Origin of the sequence: Xenorhabdus vietnamensis, assembly GCF_002127535.1 — a bacterium.
Classification (GTDB): domain Bacteria; phylum Pseudomonadota; class Gammaproteobacteria; order Enterobacterales; family Enterobacteriaceae; genus Xenorhabdus; species Xenorhabdus vietnamensis.
The window spans coordinates 20,877-44,598 of record NZ_MUBJ01000016.1; the positions used below are offsets into that span (position 1 = coordinate 20,877).

Below are 23,722 nucleotides of genomic sequence, written 5' to 3' on the forward strand. Positions count from 1 at the left end.
AGCGCTAGGAAGATAATGTTCTGATTAAGTTAGAGAAATCTTCTTTGATGTCATGACTCTCTTCTCGCAGTTGTTCGATTTTTCGACAGGCATGAAGTACAGTTGTATGGTCACGTCCACCAAAGACATTCCCGATTTCAGGCAAGCTGTGATTCGTCAGCTCTTTTGCCAGCGCCATTGCCATTTGCCTCGGGCGGGCAACGGAGCGAGAACGGCGCTTGGAAAGTAGATCCGAAACCTTGATTTTGTAATATTCAGCCACTGTTTTCTGAATATTATCAATGGTTACCAGCTTTTCCTGTAGAGCTAATAAGTCACGTAATGCTTCGCGTACAAAATCAATAGTAATCGCACGACCGGTAAAATTGGAGTTGGCGATGACTCGATTCAAAGCGCCTTCGAGTTCACGAACGTTAGATCGCAGGCGCTTGGCAATAAAGAAAGCCACTTCCCCCGGCAATTGGATTTGATTCTCGTCAGCTTTCTTCATCAGAATGGCAACGCGAGTCTCCAGCTCCGGTGGTTCGATGGAAACGGTTAATCCCCAGCCAAAACGGGATTTTAACCGATCTTCGACACCATTGATCTCTTTCGGATAGCGGTCGGAAGTCAGAATAATCTGTTGATTACCTTCCAACAGGGCATTGAACGTATGAAAGAATTCTTCTTGGGATCGCTCTTTATTTGCAAAAAACTGAATATCATCGATCAATAGGGCATCCACTGAACGATAATAACGTTTAAATTCTTCTATAGCATTGTTCTGTAATGCTTTTACCATGTCCTGAACGAAACGTTCAGAGTGCATGTAAACTACTTTTGCATTGGCCTTGCGTGCCATGATGCTATTACCGACAGCATGCAAAAGGTGGGTTTTGCCCAATCCGGTTCCGCCATAGAGGAACAGGGGATTATATGCGCCCCCCGGATTATCAGCTACTTGTCTGGCAGCAGCTCTGGCGAGCTGGTTGGATTTACCTTCAACAAAGTTATCGAATGTATGCTTGGGGTTAACATTGGAACGATAGGATAATTCTGGCTGAGCTTTTACGTTGTCCCAGCTTGGGCGAACTGAGGAACTGGATGGCACAGCAGCTACCGGCATATTGGTAATGATTTTCTGAGCTGCAGACTGGTTTGGTGAAACAGGCTTATTCCCTACTTCAAAACGCAGTAACGGTACTTCAGGACCACAGAAATCATTTAATAACAAATTGATATTATTGATATATTTCTCCCTTACCCAATCCAGCACAAAACGGTTGGGGGCATAGAGAGCCAAAGTGTTATCATTCAGTTCTGCCTGAAGGGGTCGTATCCACATACTGAATTCTGTGGCAGGTAACTCATCCTGCAATCGGGCAAGACATTGCTGCCAAAGCGAAAGTGACACGGCGAACTCCCCTAAAACAAGACTAATAAAAGAAACCGAAATAAAAGATTCGTTATACAGGGCACAAGGCATCATTCCTCGGTGGAGAGGAAGGTAGCATGTAGCATGTACCTTGTGGCGATTTTTAACATCATCGCTCCCCCAACGATCCACATAATCCGTATATCCATATATTAAGAGAAATCGGGATCGTAATTCACGATCATAACGCAAAAGACGACATAAATCCTCATTCTTTTACACAGCTTTGACGCTTTTTATCCACAGGGAGATCACCACGCTTTGGCACTTGCAGAATATAAAGGCCCGCAAAAGATACTGTAGTGGAATCATGGCATATAGCAAACATCATTTAGCTACCGTTTAAAATTCAATGTGAAAACAATGCTGTGATCACTCATTTTAGATGCAGTGATCTATGCATGATCCTTGCGATTTATTGCACAGTCCGTATAATCTTGCACCCTGCGTGTTATACCAACGATTTTTTCCGGTTATGTCTGGTGAGGATTTGGGGTAAGCACTTCGGGTAGCAAAAAGTCTGACCATGTCTGGTAAACGTCTGATTAAAAAAATCCGACAGGAAGATGGTTAGGCTCGCGTCATCTTGGATTGACTAAGGGTAGTACATTTTATTACAATCCTGCCTCTTTCTATATATTGATGTTGCGACTGAGGCATTGGTGTCTACTTATTTCTCACTGGTCGCCAACGCATTTGCTGAATCAGTAACAAATTTTAAGCTAGGTAGAAATCGCTATGAAACGCACTTTTCAACCGTCCGTACTGAAGCGTAACCGTACTCACGGCTTTCGTTCTCGTATGGCCACTAAAAATGGTCGTCAGGTTCTGGCTCGCCGTCGTGCGAAAGGCCGTACTCGTTTGACCGTTTCTAAGTAATAAAGCTAACCATACCAAGTGGTTAAGCTCGCTTTTCCGAGGGAGTTACGTTTGTTAACTCCCGAGCATTTCACATATGTTTTCCAGCAGCCACAACGGGCAAGCTCCGCAGAAATAACTGTTCTCGGGCGCTTGAATGAGCTGGGGCATCCCCGCATCGGTCTAACCGTCGCCAAAAAAAATGTTAAACGCGCCCATGAGCGTAATCGTATCAAGCGACTGGCTCGTGAAAGTTTTCGTTTAAACCAGCATAAATTGCCTTCAATGGATTTTGTGATTTTGGTGAGGAAAGGGATCGCTGAGCTTGATAACCGTCAGCTAACGGAAGCTTTGGGCAAATTATGGCGTCGTCACTGTCGCTTGGCTCGCGGCTCTTGATTGCTTTGATCCGGGGCTACCAGTTAGTGATTAGTCCACTGCTGGGGCCTCGTTGTCGTTTCAATCCTACCTGTTCCCACTATGGTATAGAGGCATTGCGCAGGTTTGGAATGATAAAAGGCAGTTGGTTAACAGTGAAACGCATATTAAAATGCCACCCTTTACACGAAGGTGGTGATGATCCTGTCCCACCTAAAAGAAACGACGATAACAGAGAACATTAACGATGGATTCGCAACGCAATCTTCTTCTCATCGCTTTGCTGTTTGTTTCGTTCTTGGTCTGGCAGGCGTGGGAAAATGACAAGAACCCACAACCAACGGCCCAGATCACGCAGCAAGCAAATACTACGCTGAGTAGCGAAATAAGCAGTGGGCAAGGTAAACTTATCACCGTCAAAACGGATGTGCTTTCATTGCATATCAATATCCGTGGTGGTGATATCGAGGAGGCTGATCTGCTGGCCTATCCTGATACCCTGGGTTCCAAAGCACCATTCAAACTGCTGGAAACAATGCCTGAGTTCACTTATCAGGCTCAAAGTGGGCTGACTGGTATCAACGGTCTGGATAATCAAGCTGAACGCCCACTTTATCAAGTCAGTCAGAATAGCTTTGTTCTGGCTGATGGTCAGAATGAATTACGCATTCCGATGACTTATACTGCATTGGATGGCGTTGTTTATGTCAAGACCTTCGTTTTAAAACGCGGAGACTATACTGTTTCTGTTGATTACAGCATTGATAACGTTACTGACAAACCATTGCAAATGGCGTTTTTCGGTCAGTTGAAGCAAAGCGTTAATCTGCCAAAACATCGTGATACTGGCAGCAGCAACTTTGCTCTGCATACTTATCGTGGTGCTGCTTACTCTTCTGATGATACAAAATACGAAAAATATAAATTTGATGATATTGAAAGCAAAGCGCTTTCCGTCACTACGAAAGGTGGCTGGGTAGCGATGCTCCAGCAATATTTCGCCACAGCTTGGGTTCCGGGAGAAAGTAAAACCAGTACTTTCTATACCATTGACCGGAAAGACCAGAAAATGGCGATCATCGGGTACAAGGGTGAAAATGTCACTATAGCCCCTAACAGCAAGCAGAATATTTCTTCTACCCTGTGGGTTGGCCCTGAAATTCAGGACAAAATGGCGGCAGTTGCACCACATCTGGATCTGACCGTAGATTACGGCTGGTTGTGGTTTATTTCCCAGCCGTTATTCAAGTTATTGAAATTCCTGCATGAATACATCGGTAACTGGGGTTTTTCCATTATTGCGATCACCTTTATCGTGCGCGGTATCATGTATCCGCTGACTAAAGCGCAATACACTTCAATGGCGAAAATGCGCCTGTTGCAGCCGAAAATCACGGCGATGCGTGAGCGCTTTGGTGATGATCGTCAGCGCATGAGCCAAGAAATGATGGCGCTGTACAAAACAGAGAAAGTAAACCCGCTGGGCGGATGTTTGCCTCTGGTGATTCAGATGCCAATCTTCCTTGCGTTATACTACATGCTGATGGGTTCTGTTGAGCTGCGTCATGCACCGTTCATTGGTTGGATTAAGGATTTGTCTGCACAAGATCCTTACTACATCCTGCCATTGCTGATGGGTGTGACCATGTTTGTTATCCAGAAACTGTCACCAACTACTGTGACTGACCCAATGCAGCAGAAGATCATGACTTACATGCCTGTCGTGTTCACAGTCTTCTTCTTGTGGTTCCCATCTGGTCTGGTTCTGTACTATATCGTCAGTAACTTGGTTACCATTATCCAGCAGCAGGTTATTTTCCGCAGTCTGGAGAAACGCGGCTTGCATACCCGCGAAAAAAAGTAGAGCTTTTTAAAAGCTAGTTTTTAAAATACTGGCTTTAAAATATAAATAGAAGGCGGTCATTGGCCGCCTTTATTATTGCAGTTCATATGCCCAATAGATTTCAGCTTACAGTCAACAAAGCAGTAGTTTGCTTGAAAGATGACGGATATAGGTTAAGAGAGAGAATTTCATGAATACCACCGATACAATAGTCGCTCAGGCCACTCCTCCGGGACGAGGCGGTGTAGGCATCCTGCGTATTTCTGGCCGTAAGGCAGCGGAAGTCGCTCAGGTGGTATTGGGGAAACTCCCAAAACCCCGTTATGCTGACTACCTGCCCTTCCGTGATGTAGATGGTTCTGTGCTTGATCAGGGGATAGCACTTTACTTTCCCGGCCCGAACTCATTTACGGGAGAAGATGTGCTGGAGCTTCAAGGGCACGGCGGACCAGTTATTCTGGATTTGCTGTTAAAGCGTATTCTGGCTATTTCCGGCGTGCGTATTGCGAATCCGGGAGAGTTTTCTGAACGGGCTTTTTTGAACGATAAACTCGATTTGGCACAAGCAGAAGCCATTGCGGATTTGATCGACGCCAGTTCCGAACAAGCGGCACGCTCCGCGATGAACTCTCTACAAGGAACGTTCTCTAACCAAGTTCACCAAATGGTAGAAGCACTGACTAACTTGCGGATCTACGTTGAAGCAGCGATTGATTTTCCTGATGAAGAGATTGATTTCCTTTCCGATGGCAAGATAGAAGCCAAGCTGGATGAAGTGATCACAGAATTGGATCAGGTCTGTTCACAGGCGCGTCAGGGCAGCTTGTTGCGAGAAGGCATGAAAGTCGTGATTGCAGGGCGTCCGAATGCAGGTAAATCCAGTCTGCTGAATGCGCTGGCAGGACGTGAAGCAGCGATTGTGACTGATATTGCAGGTACAACGCGTGATGTTTTGCGTGAACACATTCATATTGATGGAATGCCGCTGCATGTGATTGATACGGCGGGACTGCGCGAAGCGAGCGATGAAGTGGAACGTATCGGCATCGAGCGGGCATGGCAGGAAATCGAGCAGGCCGATCGGGTGCTGTTTATGGTAGATAGTACGACTACGGATGCTGTTGAGCCGGCACAAATCTGGCCTGAATTTATGACTAAGCTGCCTGAATCTCTGCCTATTACGGTCATTCGTAATAAGACAGATATGACCGGGGAAGAAATCGGCGTTTCAGAAATCAACGGTTATACATTCATTCGCCTCTCTGCCCGTGATGGGGAAGGTGTTGATTTGCTGCGGGATCACTTAAAAGAGACAATGGGTTTCAACAGTAATACTGAGGGCGGTTTCCTTGCCCGTCGTCGTCACTTGCAGGCATTGAATACGGCGGCAGAACATTTGCAGGAAGGTCATCAGCAACTGGTTTTTGCCCGTTCAGGGGAACTACTGGCAGAAGAACTACGTTTGGCGCAGCAAGCATTGAGTGAAATCACCGGCGAATTTACTTCCGATGACTTGTTGGGGCGGATTTTCTCAAGCTTTTGTATTGGTAAGTGAAAACGGGGGTTAACTCGTTTTATCCAACATAAAGTCGAGTTCCAGTGTGACCACTGGCGCCATATCAGCCGGTTTAGGGCCAACTGAACTGGCGCGATTGACGGCATCAAGTGCGGCATTATCCAATGTAGTGTTGCCTGAGGAATTAACCACTTTGACAGCGGTTAATGTACCGTCGCCCTGCAGGGTAAAGTTAACGATGACCGAGCCTTCTTGTTTCATCCTTTTTGCCTTGCGGGGATAGCGTTTATGGCGCTCAATTTCCTGTCGCAATCTGGCGTGGTAATTATCCATCTCACTATTTCCCTGTCCTACCAAAGGCTGTGACGTTACAGCCCGGCTCATACTGCTTTCTGAATTAATCTGAGCACTACCGCTGGTTGCCTGCTCTGCATTACTGTTTTCTTGCACCTGCGGTGATGGAGCGGTTTTTTTTTCCGTTACTTCTTGTGGTTTTTCTTTCTGCTGTTTTTTAAGTTTCTTTGGTTTGTTGGTGTCTAGCGGTTTTGCCACTTTGTTTTCGGTTTGGATCGCTTTATCCAACACAATTTCAGGCTTTGTCGGTGATTCCGGTGCAGTTAAAAGCGGGGATGGCGGAGAAATAGGTTCCGGTTTATCCTTCCACGATGAGGCGGCAACCATCGTAATCGATAGCCCCGTAGTAGAAGAATTGTTGTTGATATGATGGGCTGTGTCATCATATGAAGCATGTCGATTGAACAGCCATATCAGACTGATATGCAATAAAATGGCAATCAGGATACCAACCAGCAATCCCTTTCTGGGCATCAATGGAGAATAAGTGGCTGGATTATCTAATATGGCTGCACTGGTCATACTATCCTCTAATAAAACAAGCCTCTAATAAAACAAGCCTCTAATATAAAGAAGCCTCTAAAACTGGCTGGTCAAACTGAGCTTAAAGGTTCTGCCCGGTGCCGGTATCATTGAACGGGTCAAAGGATCAAGATAATAGCGATTGGTCAGGTTTGCGCCTGTCAGTTCTACCGATATGGCTGGGGTGACTTGATAGCTGATATAGGCATCAACCGTAAACACCGGATTCCAGCGCATAGGGTTGTTGGACTGCCCTTGATAGATATCTGGTAGTGTACCCATCAGCCATTTTTCATCTTTGTTTTCCGCTTTGCTGTGGTAGAGCATTCGGCTGCCCAGTTCCAGTTTTTCATCAAGCAGGCGTCCGCCGACGGTCAGGTTAGCTGAGTATTTAGGTTGGATAGAGGTGCGTAAATAACCACCGGGGAAGCCGCCATCAATACATTCTGGGATGCCATAGCGATTTTGAGAGTCCGTTCTCATGACAGAGTTATGGTCACACACCTTGTTTTTCATGTTATAGACCAACCCCATATCGGCAAAGAAACTGCCATTATCGTAACGCGCCTGTAATTCCAGACCTGCCAGTTTCTGTTTGTCTAATTGGGAAAATTTATAGGTATTATCCCTATCAAATACATTTTCGATCACAGTATTGTAATAAGAGAGTTTGATATCGGCATGACGTTCAGCATCAACCAACTGGCTGAAATCATAGACGAAACCCACTTCTGCGGTTTTGGCGCGTTCAGGTTTGAACTGTTGGCCTACGCGGTTAGTTTTGGCGCCTGAAAAACCGACGGTATCTTCAAAAATACTGGGCATTCTGACCGCTTCGGCATAACGGGTATAGATACGGAAATCGTCGGTGACATAAGCGGTAGCAGAGAAGGTCGGAGCCCAAGCGTGATCCTTACGTTTTGCAGGTGTTTCCCAAGGATCGTCAACTTCAGGGCTTTGTATACCATTTGCATCAACGCTTGTGCCGTATTCATATTTATAGACTTCTTTACCGCTCATTGGGTCGATAACCTTTTCATTCATATTCAGTTGACCATTGAAATAGGGGTTATCGTTTTTATTGAGCTGGCCGTTGTTGGGAGCGTAATTCCAAGTGAATTCTTCCTTAGCCATATAGCGTTCTTGCCCACTACGTTCTGGTTTAAGGGATATGTCCTTGACTTTATTACGTACTTCTCTTTTTTCTTGCCTGCTGAGTTTGGAATAGTAGTCGTCATCCCACCATTTCTTGAGATAATCAGCTTCTTCTGTTGTCAGTGTTCGCAAGTAACTCATTTTATGTCCAATGATTTCCTTCTGTTTTTCGTAACGTCCATCTCTTGCGGCGCGTCGTTCAGTGAGAAAATCATCTTTAGACCAATAGGAAACGCGTTTGGCTCCAGCGCTCAATGCCAGCCATGAAGTAGGACGCCAGTCAAAATTAAAGGCAAGATTGATTTCCTGACGTTGCCCTTTTCTAGCAGGTGACTGGAAGAAATACATATTATAGGGATTGTAGCCATCACTAGAGTTAAGGCGCTCACGTTGGAAATTCCCCATTAAAGTCAAATCCAGATTACGGGTGAGTTCAAATTTATTTGAGATATCCAGCCCCCAACGATTATTTTGAGAATTGGTGGCAGAGGTATTTATTAATGTGCCATCAATATTGAGGTTCCTGCCTTCGGTGCCTCGTTCCCATTGATAATCTCTGTCAATCGGGCTACGGGGATATCCACCTGCGGTGTTGGTGTTGCTTGTAGTGCGGGTTGTCCATAAATTCATATCGAAATCGATATAGGGATTATTGGCAGGATGCCATTTATAGGTCAGGTTGGCAGCTTGTTGATGGACATTGGCGAGTGGCCATTGGGGAACCACATTGTCTTCAGCAAGTACCATTGCCAGCCTAGAAGGCATAATATCGCCGAACTCCATACGCGTATTGCGAAAACCCAGTTGCAGGGCTTGGTCATCGGTAAAGTGCCAGGTATTTTTTATTAATATTGAGCGCATTTCACTGGAAGTATTGGGAACTTCATTGCCGGGGCGATAAATACGGGCGGCAAATGGCAGATAAGGATCTAAACTGTTTAATGCGCCTGTCATGAGTTTTTCATCAGCGTCTGTGATTGGTTCATCATAACGATGAGCACCTCCCTTGCCGGCAAAATAGTTACCCTGACGGCGGTAAGCATAAGCCATCATCAAATCAAAATATTCCTGCCGTGTACCGACTGCGATGCGGAACGCATTATCTTTGAAGCCAAACAACTTATTGTCTTTTGACGAATGTGGGGTGATTTTTAATGCAGGATCGGTTTCAACATCGTTTTGGATAAAGTCGGGAATATCACGGTAGTCCTGCCCCAATGACAGGGCAGGCATACGTTCTCTCACGGAGTTGCTGCTGGTTTCCAGTTTGGTATTGATGCCGAAAGTTTCCCCTTCCGGAACGACATCATCTATGGTCAATGTCTTGATGGATACTGCGCCGCCAATTGAACCTTTAGTTCTACGGTTCAGAGAAGGGCCTTTTTCGATTTCGATGCTACTGATCAGGTTTGGATCGATGTAGTTGCGGTTATTGGCCCCATGATAACCACGCCCAACGGTAATGGCCTGTTCTGTGCCATCAATAGTGACGGGAATACGCCCCTGTCCCTGAATTCCACGGATGTTGATATCCAGAGCGCCACCATTACGGGCATCGCCGCTGTATACGCCAACCGCGCCTTTAATTAAATCGGCAGGAGAAGTCCCCTTATAGCGTTCTATTTCCTTTTTGCCGATATAAATATTGGCGATATCTTTGTCATAGACTGCGTCATAACCCGCTTTATCTTTATCACTGTTATCTTTGACACGGATCTTGCCCAGATCCGTCTTGCCGCTTGACGCTGTGACAGCAGGCTTGGATTCGGCAAACAGGGGTGGTGCAGCCAGTGAAAATGCCAGTGACAATGCAATTGTGATGGGGGTGAACTGTGTTTTAACTCGGTATGCCATTGATGTCCCTGCCTCAATTTATCGATTATCATCACGCAAATAAAAAACATAAGGTTTTGATTAAAAATATTTTTCCAGCTTTACCAGCACTTCATTTTTGTTATAGCTGTACAGCCAATTGACATTGCTGTGATTGCGTCGGTGGCGGAAAGTAACAGAAGGTGTCATTCCCCATATTTCAGCGGCAGGGACTTTAATGACTGCGGTATAAATCTGCTCATTATCTTGGCGTCTGGCATTTATCATTGGGCTGTAAGCACCAAAATGGCGCTTTTTCAACATAGCAAACAGTGAGCCATTAATACCGGGATAGATCTGTCCGGCAATCCCTGCCCGAATTCCCCATTGCTGATAACGATCGATGGGATGCTGTTCGTTATCCCGATATAGCCAATCGCCACCGCCAAACAGGACAAAATCTTTGCTGATGGCATGGGAGAGAGTGAGATAAGTTGAGGAAAGAGCACCATCTTTCCGACGGAGATTCTGCTGATGGCGTAGTTTTTTATGTTCAAGTTCAACATTCAGAGCGGTTTGGGGAGTGAATATCCATCGCCATTCTGTTTTGGCACCGGTGGCGTGGTAGTAGGTATCACCTGCGCGTTGTTTATATTCAAACAGAGGGCCAAAGGAGAAATCGTGACTTCTGCTTTTATAGCTGTATCCGCCGACCATCAGGAACGTATTTTCGTTCTCATCATGGTGATCACGATAATTTTCGCCATAAATCAGGCTGCGGCCAAAAATGCCATGATGACCAACAAGCTGGTAGCGTCGGCTTAATGTTGCATCATAAGACATGCCCCATGCTTTTATGGCTTTGGGTACGTTCCGGGACTCGAAGCATTTTTCCCCTATGTATTTCTGACAACTGGGCTCCTGATTGGGAGACATATTCACATTATCGTTATAGGCATAACCCGCCGAAAAAGAGCCGCGCCAACCATTTCTCAGTTCTATCGCTTCCAGGTAGCTGTTAATGTTTCTCAAAACGGCTTCGGGTAACTGCTTTTCTTCATTCAATCCAGCAAAGAGTTGCTTAGCTTCCCGATTCTTATGATCCTCAAAATAAACACGGGCCAGTTCCAATTTAATACGGGGAAAATCGGATTGTTGATTCAGAATCTGTTGATAATGATAGGCAGCGAGATCTAAGTCTCCCTCAAGACGTGCCAATCCGCCTTGGGCAAAATTGACCAACATAACATCATGCCCCGGCAGTTTCTGGTAAGCCGCCAGAAAGCGTTTGACGTCCGGCCACTGCTGGTGGTTAATGGCAAGGAATAAAGCCTGACCGATATCATCAATATTATTTTCAACCTGAAATGTTTGCCCATTAATCACAATCAGTGAAGCGTCATTTCCAATGAAAACAGGATCTGGTGTAATCAGATTGGTTTCATTTTCCTGTTGGTTATGTTGTGCTTCCTGCCAGATTTTTCGTGGAGTATCTTCATCGGCATAAACGGGCAGAGAGAGGCTTAGAGCCATCAGTGCCGCTGATAATATTGGCGTTGTTCTATTGTCAGACATCGGGAAACCAGATCAAAAAGCTCACGTTATTGGAAATAAATAAAAAACAGAGAACAGTGCCAAAAATGGCACTGTTCTCTGAAAAATTAATGATTACTGTTTAGAACCACCAAAAGCGGTATCTTTGGAGTGGTCACCATCAAATGTGGCATATCCAGCCAGACTGGCGGCACTATCACCAAAGAAATGACCTTGAGTTGCCCCCTTAAGATCACCGATCTTGGCGTCTCCCTCAAACTTGGCATCAGAATAGATATCAGCATCAATATTTATCGTCATCGCCGCATTTGCCAGTGAACCAACCAGCGTTTTCTCACCAAAATCTGCGGTAAATGTACCGGACAGCGCATTGTCACCGCTGTATTGGTTAATACCTGCCACCGTATAAGTTGCTGTACCGTCGGTTGGAATATTGGTGGTAACATCCTTGCCTGCATAATAAGCGGTGTGAGTGCTATCCGATGCTTTACCCGTTTGAGACCATTCACCAAAGTAAACATCTGCATTGGCAACTTTGCTGAAATGGAATACCCCCATACCGCCGTGAGAGCCTGGTGCACCTGCCATTGAGATATTATGGATGCCATTACCATCAGCAGGAGCCATACGGGTCAGGCCAGCAAAGCCAGTGATTTGACCGCCGTAAACGGAGCTGACTCCAATACCGGGTTCGCCACCTTTGCCACCGTGTGGGCCTGATCCGGGTTGGGTTGCACCAACTGTTATATGTGGTGTAGTTTCTTGCTGGCTTTGACCAAAACCTACTGCTGCCTGAGCTTGTGCCATAAATCCCAATGTGCCTAAAGCGGCGACTAATACCTTAATCTTTTTCATCATTATCCTCGTTTGGAATGGGGGATCCCTCGTTACCCAATCATAAAAACGGCCTGATTTATTGCGCGTGGAAAACGTACACCGATCAAATGATAATGTAAATGATAATTATTTCTATTTGTTTCTATTTTTGTAGGGTTTCTCAGATATTATTTTTGTTTAATTTATTGAATTTTATTTATTTTTTTGTTTTTTAGGGAAATCTGAGTTATCTGCTTTTTTGTTGGAAATGTGAGGTAAGTCGATTTAATTTACAGAAGTTATTTTGTTATTAATAATATAATTATTTCCAAAATAGTTTTGTATGTAATTAAGTTTATCGGGTTATAAATGCCTTTTCATAATAGTGATACATTTAGGGCTTGAAGCTCCCTTACTCCTCGCGGTGCTAGGAGTAAGAAAGTGATCTGGCATTTTGGGAACTTATTTATAACCATTTATATTATTAATCAAAACTAATCCCATATATTTTATAGGTAAAAATATTTATTCCCTATTGTGGAAAATGTTCAGCTATGATGCTATTCGCCAACGGAATAAACGTTTACTCATATCTTGATCTTTTGCGTTGTAGGTAATAAATGTGCAAGATAAAGGGGATATTACAAAGTTCTAATCTTTAAATTATTAGCAAGTTAAATTTATTGATTTTATATCCAATTATTTTCAGGTTGCAGCCAATAAATCTGCTACCTGAAAGAATGAAGGGTATATCAGTTTTCATATATCTATTTTTTATCTATCTGGCTGAAAAAAGGCTTAATGGGAGATGAATTATGAAAGCAGAAATCATTATTCAATCTGCTGAAGAAAGGACAGATCTTGATGATGCAATAGGAGAGCTTATTGGTAACAATTGGCCTCTGTTTATGAATTATGATGCTGTAGCTGAAAAACATTGGGACAAATTATACGAGCCTGGTTTCAGCCATTTTCAAAAATTCGCCATCTTGAAACAAGGTAAAGAAGAACGTCTTATTGGCCTGTTTAACTCAATTCCTTTTCCTTGGGAAAATCATTCATTAGATCAGTTACCTGATGAAGGATGGGATGCAGTATTAGAGGCCGGTGGAGCAGCGAAAGGAAAAGTACACGCCAATATGGTGTCTGCTCTGGGGATGACGGTTGATCCTGAGTTCAGGGGGCAAAATATTCCTGCTTTATTGATCAACAGCTTGAAACAAACAGCCCGGGATGAAGGATTACAGGGGCTTGTGGTTCCTGTCAGGCCGAGTCTGAAAAGCAAATATCCTCTACAAGATTTTATCGAATATTGTGGTTGGAAAAATGACAAAGGCGAGCCATTTGACCCGTGGATCCGCATACATTGCCGTTTGGGCGCAAAAATTATCAAGCCAGCCCTTCGATCCATGGATATTTACGGTACATTGGAACAATGGCAGGAATGGACTGGCCTGAAATTTCCACAAAGCGGTGAATATATCATTCCGGGGGGTTTAGTGCCGTTGGTAGTGGATATTGAAAAACAGATGGCTTATTACATTGAACCAAATCTGTGGATGTATCACGGCCTTGATTAATCCAAAATTCGCTGCGGATGGGTATACACGGTTGCCCGTCCTGGCTTACAAAATCCGACTAATGTTAAATTGCATTTCTGCGCGACTTCAATGGCGAGCGAGGTTGCAGCAGAAACGGCAAATAAAATTTCCGTGCCACAATTGGCTGATTTTTGCACCATTTCATAACTGGCACGGCTGGAAATCAATATAGCACCTTGTTGCCATCCGGTTTTTGCCCGCATTCCCAGTAACTTATCCAGTGCAACATGGCGGCCGACATCTTCACAGCCACCAAGCAGTTTTCCCTCTGGATCAATCCAGCCTGCCGCATGGGTACAGCCAGTCAGTGAGCCGATGTCTTGAACACGCGGTAATTGGGCAAGTGCAGTGTCAAGGCGAGAAAGAGAAAACGTTTGGGTGAAAGGTAAAGGCGTAATTGGGCGAAAGATCTCTGTCAGTTGTTCCGTACCGCAGATACCGCAGCCGGTTCGCCCCGCCATACTGCGTCGGCGTTCTTTTAATCCGGCAAAACGGCGGCTGGAAAGTTCAATATGCAATTCAATGCCACCATGACAGCTAACCACCGAATCAATACCCCGAATTTCTTGCGGAGACGTGATAATCCCTTCCGATAATGAAAAACCGATGGCGAAATAATCGAGATCCTTTGGGCTGGCCATCATCACGACATGAGAAATACCGTTATAGATCAATGCAACAGGGACTTCCTCTGCTACCCAATCCAGCCTTGAACTGCTCAATTGATCACTTTGTTTCGCATTTTTTTGTTGCACATTGAGGCGAAAAGCACCGTTGATTCCTTCCATGGTTAACCCATTTTCTGACCTTGCATCATTCATTAGTGAATTCCCCAGTAGATTGATTCATAATACTGTTTGTGTGGATTTATAGCAGACAGTGTCCAGAATCAAAAATGATTCATCAAATTATTACCAAATGTTGTTTTATCACCCAAGAATATTTTGATAAGAAGCAAGTGTTAATAAGCAATGTGAGTGAGGAGATCCCCCATGCAAGTCAGCAGAAGGCAGTTCTTTAAGATCTGTGCTGGTGGTATGGTGGGTACGACGGCAGCAGCATTGGGGTTTGCCCCAACCGCAGCGATTGCACAAACACGTAACTACAAATTGCTGCGTGCACGTGAAACCCGAAATACCTGCACATACTGCTCTGTCGGTTGTGGATTATTGATGTACAGCCTCGGTGATGGCGCCAAAAATGCCAAATCTACTATTTTTCATATCGAAGGGGACCCGGACCATCCCGTAAACCGTGGTGCTCTATGCCCTAAAGGTGCCGGATTGGTGGATTTTGTTCACAGCAAAAATCGCCTGCACTATCCGGAATATCGTGCTCCTGGCTCCAATCAATGGCAGCGAATAAGCTGGAATGAAGCTTTTGATCGTATCGCGAGATTGATGAAACAAGACCGCGATGCCAATTTCGTTAAAACCAATCAAGATGGTGTGACGGTTAACCGTTGGCTGACCACGGGCATGTTGTGTGCCTCTGCGGCCAGCAATGAAACTGGTTTTTTATCGCAGAAATTTAGTCGCGCTCTCGGCATGCTTGCCGTAGACAACCAGGCGCGTGTCTGACACGGACCAACGGTAGCAAGTCTTGCTCCAACATTTGGTCGCGGTGCGATGACCAACCACTGGGTGGACATTAAGAATGCGAATTTAATTGTCGTGATGGGCGGGAATGCTGCTGAAGCACATCCTGTCGGTTTCCGTTGGGCGATGGAAGCCAAAATTCACAACAAGGCCAAATTGATTGTTATTGATCCCCGCTTTACTCGTACGGCATCTGTGGCGGATTTCTACACGCCTATCCGTTCCGGTACAGATATTACCTTTCTGTCAGGTGTGATTTTATACCTGATGACCAATGAAAAGATTAATCGTGAATATGTTGAGGCTTACACCAATGCCAGTCTGATTGTGCGGGAAGATTTCTCGTTCAATGATGGCCTGTTCAGCGGCTATGATGCTGAAAATCGTAAGTACGATAAAACGACATGGAACTATGAGCTGGATGAAAATGGTTTCGCCAAACGTGATAAAACTCTGACCCATCCGCGTTGTGTCTGGAATCTGTTGAAGACCCATGTCAGCCGTTATACACCGGATGTCGTGACTGATATCTGTGGTACGCCAAAGGAAGATTTTCTCAAGGTATGTGAGTATCTGGCTGAAACCAGTGTGAAAGACAAAACGACTTCTTTCCTGTATGCACTGGGCTGGACGCAACATTCTATCGGCGCGCAGAATATCCGCACGATGGCTATTATCCAATTGTTGCTCGGCAATATGGGCATGGCAGGCGGCGGCATTAATGCACTGCGCGGCCACTCCAATATTCAGGGACTGACAGATTTGGGGTTACTGTCCCAGAGCCTGCCGGGTTATCTCTCCCTGCCATCGGAAAAACAGGCCGATTTGCAAACCTATTTGCAGGCTAATACCCCAAAAGCCACAGTTTCAGGACAGGTTAACTATTGGTCAAATTATCCGAAGTTTTTTGTCAGCCTGATGAAGAGTTTCTATGGTGACAATGCCCGTAAAGAGAATGATTGGGGCTTTGATCTGTTGCCGAAGTGGGATAAACCTTACGATGTTCTGCAATATTTTGAAATGATGTCGAAAGGGGAAGTCAATGGCTATATCTGTCAGGGCTTCAATCCAATAGCATCATTCCCGAACAAGAACAAAGTTGTTGCTGCGTTATCGAAGCTGAAATTCTTGGTCACGGTTGATCCACTCAGTACTGAAACGTCATCATTCTGGCAAAATCATGGTGAATTCAATGATGTTGATTCTGCTGCCATTCAGACCGAAGTCTTCCGTCTGCCATGCTGCTGTTTTGCGGAAGAAAACGGCTCGATAGTCAATTCAGCCCGCTGGCTGCAATGGCACTGGAAAGGCGCGGATGCACCAGGGGAGGCGATTGGGGATGGCGAAATTCTGTCGGGCATCTTCAAGCGTTTGCGTGATCTGTATCGCGAGGAAGGTGGTGCGGCACCAGAACAAGTGTTGAGCATGACATGGGATTACTTTGATCCGGATGCCCCAACACCGGAAGAGGTGGCTCAGGAAAATAATGGTCACGCTTTGGCTGACTTACTGGATGCCGATGGCAATCTGTTGGTGAAAAAAGGTCAGAAATTATCCTCTTTCGCACAACTGCGCGATGATGGCACAACCGCCAGCGGTTGCTGGATTTTTGCCGGAAGCTGGACACCGGAAGGTAACCAAATGGCACGCCGCGATAATGCTGATCCATCCGGCATGGGTAATACACTGGGTTGGGCATGGGCATGGCCTCTGAACCGCCGCATTCTATATAACCGTGCATCTGCCGACCCACAGGGTAATCCGTGGGACCCTAAACGCCAATTGATTGCATGGGATGGCGATAAATGGAGTGGGGTGGATATTCCAGATTACAGCAATGCGGCTCCTGGAATGGATGTAGGGCCATTTATTATGCAGCCAGAAGGCATGGGACGTCTGTTCGCCATCGACAAAATGGCAGAAGGGCCGTTCCCTGAGCATTACGAACCATTTGAAACACCATTGGGAACTAACCCGTTGCATCCGAATGTGGTTTCCAATCCGGCCGCTCGTGTGTTCAAGAGCGATTTTGAGACAATGGGCAAGGCCGATAAATTCCCTTACGTGGGAACCACTTACCGTCTTACTGAACATTTCCATTTCTGGACAAAACATGCGTTGCTGAACGCCATTGCCCAACCAGAGCAGTTTGTGGAAATTGGTGAACGGTTGGCGGCAGAGAAAGGCATCAAACAGGGTGATACCGTCAAAGTCAGCTCTAATCGTGGCTATATCAAGGCCAAAGCGGTGGTGACTAAACGTATTCGTACCTTGAATGTTCACGGCCGAGAAGTGGATACCATCGGTATTCCGATTCACTGGGGTTTTGAGGGAGCGGCGAAGAAAGGGTTCCTTGCGAATACCCTGACGCCGTTTGTCGGTGATGCCAATACGCACACACCGGAATTCAAAGCGTTTCTGGTTAATGTGGAAAAGGTGTAGAGGCGAAAAATCATGTCATTGCAATCTCAAGACATTATTCGTCGATCCGCCACCAATTCACTGACTCCCGCGCCTCGTGTGCGGGATTACCAGCAAGAAGTGGCAAAGTTGATCGATGTGACGACCTGTATCGGCTGTAAAGCGTGTCAGGTGGCTTGTTCAGAATGGAACGACATTCGTGATGAAATCGGGCACAACGTTGGTGTTTATGACAATCCGGCCGATCTGACGGCGAAGTCATGGACTGTGATGCGATTTTCCGAAGTGGAGGAAAATGGCAAACTGGAATGGCTGATCCGTAAGGATGGCTGTATGCACTGTGCTGATCCGGGATGCCTGAAAGCCTGCCCGGCGGAAGGGGCGATTATTCAGTATGCCAATGGCATTGTTGATTTTCAGTCAGAGCACTGCATTGGCTGCGGCTATTGCATTGCGGGCTGTCCATTCAATGTGCCGCGTATCAACAAAGAAGATAATCGCGCCTACAAATGTACTCTGTGCGTTGACCGTGTTGGTGTGGGACAGGAACCGGCTTGTGTGAAAACTTGCCCAACGGGGGCGATTCATTTTGGCAGTAAACAGGATATGAAAGCACTGGCGGCAGAGCGGGTTGAGGAACTTAACGGGCGTGGCTATGAAAATGCGGGTTTGTACGATCCCGAAGGCGTAGGTGGAACCCATGTCATGTACGTGCTGCACCATGCCAACAAGCCGCAGCTCTATCATGGGTTACCGGATAATCCCAGTATCAGCCCGACCATCACATTCTGGAAAGGTATCTGGAAGCCATTGGCCGCGATTGGTTTTGCCGCTACTTTTGCTGCTTCTCTTTTCCATTATGTGGGTATTGGCCCGAACCGGGTTTCCAAAGAAGAGGAAGAGAGCGCTCTTAAAGATATTGATTCGAATAGGGCAAACAATGAGGGGGTGAAGAAATGAAAAAGCGTGACGATATCATTATCCGCCATTCTCCGGTTGAACGAATCAATCATTGGGCGGTTGTTGTTTGTTTCCTGTTTACCGCCATTAGCGGATTGGGATTTTTCTTTCCTTCTCTGAACTGGATGATGAATATCTTTGGTACACCACAGCTTTCACGGGTACTGCACCCATTTGTGGGTTCGGTGATGTTCTTCCTGTTTGTCTTTATGTTTTTCAGATATTTCAAACATAACCTGATCGACAGGGATGATCTCGAATGGGCGAAAAATATTCACAAAGTATTGCGTAATGAGGAAGCGGGGGATATAGGGCAGTACAACCTCGGTCAGAAAGGGATTTACTGGTCAGTGAGTGCCTGCCTGTTTCTGTTGTTGATCAGCGGAATTATTATCTGGCGTCCTTACTTTGCGGAGTATTTCCCCATTCCATTGATCCGAATTGCTTTACTGGTTCACTCACTGGCAGCGATTGGCCTGATCCTGACTATTATCGTTCATGCTTATGCGGCGTTTTGGGTGAAGGGATCAGTGCGGGCAATGGTAGAAGGTTGGGTTACACGGGGCTGGGCGAAAAAACATCATCCACGTTGGTATCGTGAAATTGTGAAACAAGAACGGCAAAAAAAGAAAGAATAAATTTGAGGTAGGGTATTTTGTGTACCCTACCTTGTTTCTACTGTTCTTGTTTCCGTTACAACAACTGAATGTTAATTATGGGTAGGCCACGCGGACAGCCCGAAATCTGCGATGATTCAAGAGTGGTAGATATATTTTGATTAATAATTGTCAGAGCAAAAGATTGCAATTTGCGACAAATTGTCGTATATTGCTGAATGTAATTTGTTTATTTCAGTAAAATAAAAGGGGCTCAACATGGCCATTAGCATCAGATTAGATGATGAATTTGTAGATGATGTTAGGATTCATGCAGAAGCATCGAGTAGAAGCGTTCCAAAGCAGATAGAGCACTGGGCTAAAATCGGTCGAATTGCAGAAGAGAATCCTGATCTGACTTATTCATTCATCCATGAAATTTTACTAGCTCAAAAAGAAGTAGAATATGGGAGAATAAGCAAATATGTTAGAAGAACAAAAAAATAGTATTGAAGTTTATGAGACAAGACGATTTTCTAAGGCACTAAATAAACTACCAGAACAAATGTTGTATCTGGTAGAAAATGAAATTGAAAATATTATTAATAATCCCCAAATAGGTGAAAAGAAAAAAGGTGACCTTGATTTTCTTAGGGTACATAAATTTTCACTAAATAACCAATTAACGATGATTGGGTATCATTGGAAGGAAAATAAATTGGAACTATGTCTACTTGATATAGGTGCTCATGAGAATTTCTACCCAGAACAAAAACGACACAGAAAATTAGACCTTAAACTTATTAAGTGATTTGCAATTACCGATAAAAAAGTAGGTGGGATTGCAGTCCCATCTAAAAAATCATCCCGAAGCAGATAAGATTGGTAAGGTGAACGAGATCATGCTGATAATTGTTTACCAGAGTTGGCTTAAAAAGTGTGTCAACAATAAAAAAGCGCAAGGGATTATTTTCGAAACTCTTGCGCTTTTACATATTGACTGAGATTTTTATTGATTGAATAGTGCCTTTAACCGCTTATTAGCCTGCTGTTTATCAAAAGGCTCTAATGATTCACTTGGGGATAACCCCGCAAACTCCAATTGTTCAGCTTCATCTTCCGTCAGGACTTTCTGTTTTCTCAGTTTGAGCAAATAATTCCAACTCCAAATGCCACCAGAATCTTCAGCCGGACAAATACCATTGCCTGCGGTCACTTCGGGCTGGAAAATGTCTTTTGGAAGCACTTTCTCGACTGTTATCTGGTGGAGCCAATCATCACCAAAGTCGTATTGGTAGCAGAGTTCGTCCCCAATATCATTCAGAAATTCGCCGATGCACACTTGGTCATAATATTCTTCCGGGATGTCGGCACCTGCAATATTAAAACTGAATAGATGGGCGTTTTCCCAGCCCATGGTATTTTGTATCACGTCATGAAATTCGTTTAATGTCAGCTGATTGCTGACACGGACTCGGCGCCATACGGCCGGGCTGGCATCGAATAAATTCACTTTGAGAACCAATCCTTGCGGTAGGATCTCCTCATCTTGTTCCATATAAAAATATTCAAAACTGATCTCAGCCAAAGTGTCAAATAAAGCAAATTTCTTACGATTTAGTGTGGGATCTCTGAGGGTATAAGCCAAATCTAAATATTGATCCACCAAATGAGGTTCTTGTGGTGGCAGTCTATATTGCTCAATTGTAGCGGAATAAGCCAAGCGTTCAGAAAACAGCTCCCGGTTTGCGTAGTAATAGGACTTTAATAAATCTTTGGGTTTTTTCGCCTTTAACAAACATTCTTCCGGTGCCAGCCAACTCAGTATTAATGGTGAACCCATAGTGAGGCCGAGGCGGTTCTGCGTTTGTCGTTGCGGATTAACTTGATAGCCCAGTTTTTGGCTCCAGTGTTCAAGTTTAAATTCTTCTGGCTGTGTCCATTCGAAGGGAAGTTGTGACAACCAATAAAGTGAGTAAAGCTCAATAGGCGTTTTTTTGTTTAGCTGGACTGAAAGTATCCACGGTAAAATCTGTTGCAGCCAGTCAGAAGAAACGGGGGTAAAGTCAATACTCGCGTCATGAGAGCGCACTTCTTCAATCAATTCGGGGATTGTTCGGTCAGGAGCAAGATTCAGTAAGCTCTCGCGGATACCAGATTTAAAATCCAGCATCATATTCATTTGGTATTCCTGCCCGTCCAGTGTGATTGTCATCATCATGCTGGCACAGTCATTTCCATCAACATGGGTGACATATAATTCATGTATCACAGCGGGTTCCCGAACTGCATGAATTGTATGGTGTGCCATTGCCCTTTTTTTCCAGCGTTTAAAACAAGAATGAATGGAAGGATGGCGATTGAATCGGGCACACAGATTGATAAGTTGTATATAGGATAGGTTTGCCCATGCAGAAGAAGGACAATCGTCCAATGCTTGTGCACTGGCGAGGGCAACCGGTTCCTCAAAGTATTGGGTCAGTAGAAGCAGGGCATCTATACCCCACGGATATCGGGCTATTTCTGAAAATAGGTGGATTAAGCCATCATGGGGAACCACGGAAAAACCGTTTTCAAAAAATTCGAGAAACTCAAGGCCGGACTGAATTTGAATATTTTCAAATAATTGTCTTAAATCTGGGGGAGTTGAAGGAAATGGGGTGATGTTGGTGTTATCAGCATATTTGGGAGCGCCCAGCAGTTGGGAGATGTCAGTATTGATATGAAACTGATGTTTTTTCAAGCTCGATATACATAACAGTACACCTTCATTGTTGAGTTCGAAATTTTCGTTGGCATAAACCAGAATTTGTTCAATGCTCTCTTCAAGCTGTTGTTTGTCTTCAGCAGACAATTTGTTTGCTGTTAATGCAAGTTCCGCTGTGGCAATGTTAACCCAGTTGTTAATGCTGTCTCCCATCTCGGTCATCATTTCTTCAGGTAGGGTCAGCACCAAGCTTATCAATAAGAATACGTTCTCAGTATCGGAAAACCACCCCATTTGTGTTTGGGATAAGATGCGTTTTTTCTCAGGGGTATGGGCGTATTTTTCTATTGCAGACAGCAATTTTTCGGGTGTTAGTTTCATCATCAATCTCTTCAGTTATAGATATTTCAACCAAGAAGAGCGCTCATTACTATGCAGTCAAATACACCCTTCTCCTCTTGTGATCACTAATAGTCTAACTTGAATCTTTGTAAGGTTAGTAAACTTGTGCTGAATTTTATATAAGTTACTTTCCCATTCACTGTTTTCCAGGCTGCAACTTGGAATCTATTGGATATACTGCAATGCCCACTCCACTGTCCGGCAAGGTAAGATGGCTGGAGACTTATGCATCAATATAGCAGGCGTATAAACATAACAGGAAAGGTTAAGAGAATGAGTATTCGCATTGTTCCTAAAGAGCAGCTAGTCAAAGAGCGAGTGAATGAAAGATCTGCTGGTTTTATTCCTCCGTTGTTGTTTGCCAACCTGAAAAACTTGTATCAGCAGCGTGCTGAACGTTTGAAAACGTTGGCAACAGAAAGCAATCCATTTTCAAGTTACCTGAATTTTGCGGCAGAAATTGCGCAGGCACAGCAAAAGGCGTTGTATGACAACCCGCTGGATATGGAATTGGATGAGCTTCTTCGTCATTATTCCCAACAAGAGAATCTTGTCCCGCTGGATTGTAAAACATTGCGTCGTACTCAGCACTGGCAAAATATCCTGCATTCCCTGATTGCGGAATTACTGCCAGCCGTACCCGAACATGTGAAACCTGCCCTCGAAAATCTGGCAAAGAATTCAGCACAAGAATTGGAAGAGATGGCGAGTGCGTTGCTCAATAACGAATTCAGCAGGGTTAGTGCTGATCAGGCGGTGTTTGTCTGGGCGGCGTTATCCGTGTATTGGGCACAAATGGCCAGTTTGATCCCCGGAAAAGCACGGGCAGAATATGGCGAACACCGCCAGTTTTGCCCAGTGTGTGGCAGCATGCCTGTTGCCAGTGTGGTGCAAATCGGCACCAGTCAGGGGCTGCGTTACTTGCATTGTAATCTGTGTGAAAGCGAATGGCATGTTGTTCGAATCAAATGCAGTAACTGCGAGCAGACCCGGGATTTGAATTATTGGTCTTTGGAGAGTGAGCAAGCGGCAATTAAGGCAGAAAGCTGTGGTGATTGTGGCAGTTATCTCAAAATTCTGTATCAGGAAAAAGATCCGAATGTAGATGCTGTGGCAGATGATCTGGCGTCATTGATTCTGGATGCCAAGATGGAAGAAGAAGGTTTTGCCCGCAGTAGCCTGAATCCTTTTCTGTTTCCCAACGAATAAAAAGTA

Annotated in this window: 19 protein-coding genes; 12 read left to right on the forward strand and 7 right to left on the reverse strand. The window is 44.8% G+C overall.

What is annotated here, in order from left to right; translation table 11 throughout:
• Positions 1-4: 4 nt before the first annotated feature.
• On the reverse strand, positions 5-1,393 hold the full coding sequence (dnaA, locus tag Xvie_RS13885) for a chromosomal replication initiator protein DnaA (RefSeq protein WP_086109974.1): 1,389 nt from the start codon (positions 1,391-1,393) through the stop codon (positions 5-7).
• A 759-nt stretch (positions 1,394-2,152) separates the two neighbouring features.
• Between dnaA and rpmH the strand changes: the two genes are divergently transcribed.
• From rpmH to mnmE, 5 genes are all read left to right on the forward strand, one after another.
• Positions 2,153-2,293, forward strand: a complete 141-nt coding sequence (gene rpmH / locus Xvie_RS13890) for a 50S ribosomal protein L34 (RefSeq protein WP_012990648.1) — start codon at positions 2,153-2,155, stop codon at positions 2,291-2,293.
• An 18-nt stretch (positions 2,294-2,311) separates the two neighbouring features.
• Positions 2,312-2,671, forward strand: a complete 360-nt coding sequence (gene rnpA, locus Xvie_RS13895) for a ribonuclease P protein component (protein ID WP_086109901.1) — start codon at positions 2,312-2,314, stop codon at positions 2,669-2,671.
• Complete coding sequence (yidD, locus tag Xvie_RS13900) at positions 2,635-2,895, forward strand: membrane protein insertion efficiency factor YidD (RefSeq protein ID WP_086109902.1); 261 nt, start codon at positions 2,635-2,637, stop codon at positions 2,893-2,895. Before rnpA ends, yidD begins: the two co-directional genes overlap by 37 nt.
• A gap of 2 nt (positions 2,896-2,897) precedes the next feature.
• Positions 2,898-4,514, forward strand: a complete 1,617-nt coding sequence (yidC, locus tag Xvie_RS13905; protein WP_086109903.1) for a membrane protein insertase YidC — start codon at positions 2,898-2,900, stop codon at positions 4,512-4,514.
• 169 nt (positions 4,515-4,683) lie between these two features.
• A complete protein-coding gene (mnmE, locus tag Xvie_RS13910) occupies positions 4,684-6,048 on the forward strand; it encodes a tRNA uridine-5-carboxymethylaminomethyl(34) synthesis GTPase MnmE (RefSeq protein ID WP_086109904.1) in 1,365 nt (454 codons plus the stop codon).
• Between the two features lie 9 nt (positions 6,049-6,057).
• On the opposite strand, the gene Xvie_RS13915 is transcribed toward mnmE, so the two are convergent.
• From Xvie_RS13915 to Xvie_RS13930, 4 genes are all read right to left on the reverse strand, one after another.
• Positions 6,058-6,885 (reverse strand): energy transducer TonB, encoded by an 828-nt coding sequence (locus tag Xvie_RS13915; protein WP_086109905.1) that lies wholly within the window; start codon positions 6,883-6,885, stop codon positions 6,058-6,060.
• A 57-nt stretch (positions 6,886-6,942) separates the two neighbouring features.
• The gene (locus Xvie_RS13920; RefSeq protein ID WP_086109906.1) at positions 6,943-9,894 is read right to left on the reverse strand and encodes a TonB-dependent receptor domain-containing protein; all 2,952 of its coding nucleotides are present in this window, start codon (positions 9,892-9,894) and stop codon (positions 6,943-6,945) included.
• 60 nt (positions 9,895-9,954) lie between these two features.
• Positions 9,955-11,427: a porin family protein gene (locus Xvie_RS13925; RefSeq protein WP_086109907.1), complete on the reverse strand. Its 1,473-nt coding sequence runs from the start codon at positions 11,425-11,427 to the stop codon at positions 9,955-9,957.
• Between the two features lie 93 nt (positions 11,428-11,520).
• Positions 11,521-12,261 (reverse strand): Slam-dependent surface lipoprotein, encoded by a 741-nt coding sequence (locus tag Xvie_RS13930; protein WP_086109908.1) that lies wholly within the window; start codon positions 12,259-12,261, stop codon positions 11,521-11,523.
• A 776-nt stretch (positions 12,262-13,037) separates the two neighbouring features.
• On the opposite strand from Xvie_RS13930, the gene Xvie_RS13935 reads away from it, so the two are divergent.
• The gene (locus Xvie_RS13935; protein WP_086109909.1) at positions 13,038-13,802 is read left to right on the forward strand and encodes a GNAT family N-acetyltransferase; all 765 of its coding nucleotides are present in this window, start codon (positions 13,038-13,040) and stop codon (positions 13,800-13,802) included.
• On the opposite strand, the gene fdhD is transcribed toward Xvie_RS13935, so the two are convergent.
• The gene (gene fdhD, locus Xvie_RS13940; RefSeq protein ID WP_086109910.1) at positions 13,799-14,644 is read right to left on the reverse strand and encodes a formate dehydrogenase accessory sulfurtransferase FdhD; all 846 of its coding nucleotides are present in this window, start codon (positions 14,642-14,644) and stop codon (positions 13,799-13,801) included. The two genes, Xvie_RS13935 and fdhD, sit on opposite strands and share 4 nt — an antisense overlap.
• Positions 14,645-14,815: 171 nt before the next feature.
• Between fdhD and fdnG the strand changes: the two genes are divergently transcribed.
• The 5 genes from fdnG to Xvie_RS13970 all read left to right on the forward strand — a co-directional run bounded on the left by fdnG (position 14,816) and on the right by Xvie_RS13970 (position 20,209).
• A complete protein-coding gene (gene fdnG, locus Xvie_RS13950; protein ID WP_139838862.1) occupies positions 14,816-17,863 on the forward strand; it encodes a formate dehydrogenase-N subunit alpha in 3,048 nt (1,015 codons plus the stop codon).
• Positions 17,864-17,875: 12 nt separating this feature from the next.
• A complete protein-coding gene (gene fdxH / locus Xvie_RS13955; protein WP_086109913.1) occupies positions 17,876-18,802 on the forward strand; it encodes a formate dehydrogenase subunit beta in 927 nt (308 codons plus the stop codon).
• Positions 18,799-19,440 carry a formate dehydrogenase cytochrome b556 subunit gene (gene fdoI, locus Xvie_RS13960; RefSeq protein WP_086109914.1) on the forward strand — a complete coding sequence of 214 codons (642 nt, stop codon included), beginning with the start codon at positions 18,799-18,801 and terminating at the stop codon, positions 19,438-19,440. Before fdxH ends, fdoI begins: the two co-directional genes overlap by 4 nt.
• 237 nt (positions 19,441-19,677) lie before the next feature.
• Positions 19,678-19,905, forward strand: a complete 228-nt coding sequence (locus Xvie_RS13965) for a TA system antitoxin ParD family protein (protein WP_086109915.1) — start codon at positions 19,678-19,680, stop codon at positions 19,903-19,905.
• Entirely contained in the window at positions 19,883-20,209 is a 327-nt protein-coding gene (locus tag Xvie_RS13970) for a type II toxin-antitoxin system RelE/ParE family toxin (protein ID WP_086109916.1), read from the forward strand. The genes Xvie_RS13965 and Xvie_RS13970 overlap by 23 nt, the downstream gene beginning before the upstream one ends.
• Before the next feature lie 198 nt (positions 20,210-20,407).
• Here Xvie_RS13970 and Xvie_RS13975 read toward each other — a convergent pair whose 3' ends face one another.
• Positions 20,408-22,489 (reverse strand): plasmid pRiA4b ORF-3 family protein, encoded by a 2,082-nt coding sequence (locus Xvie_RS13975; RefSeq protein WP_244175655.1) that lies wholly within the window; start codon positions 22,487-22,489, stop codon positions 20,408-20,410.
• 291 nt (positions 22,490-22,780) lie between these two features.
• On the opposite strand from Xvie_RS13975, the gene fdhE reads away from it, so the two are divergent.
• The gene (fdhE, locus tag Xvie_RS13980; protein ID WP_086109918.1) at positions 22,781-23,716 is read left to right on the forward strand and encodes a formate dehydrogenase accessory protein FdhE; all 936 of its coding nucleotides are present in this window, start codon (positions 22,781-22,783) and stop codon (positions 23,714-23,716) included.
• Positions 23,717-23,722 lie beyond the last annotated feature (6 nt).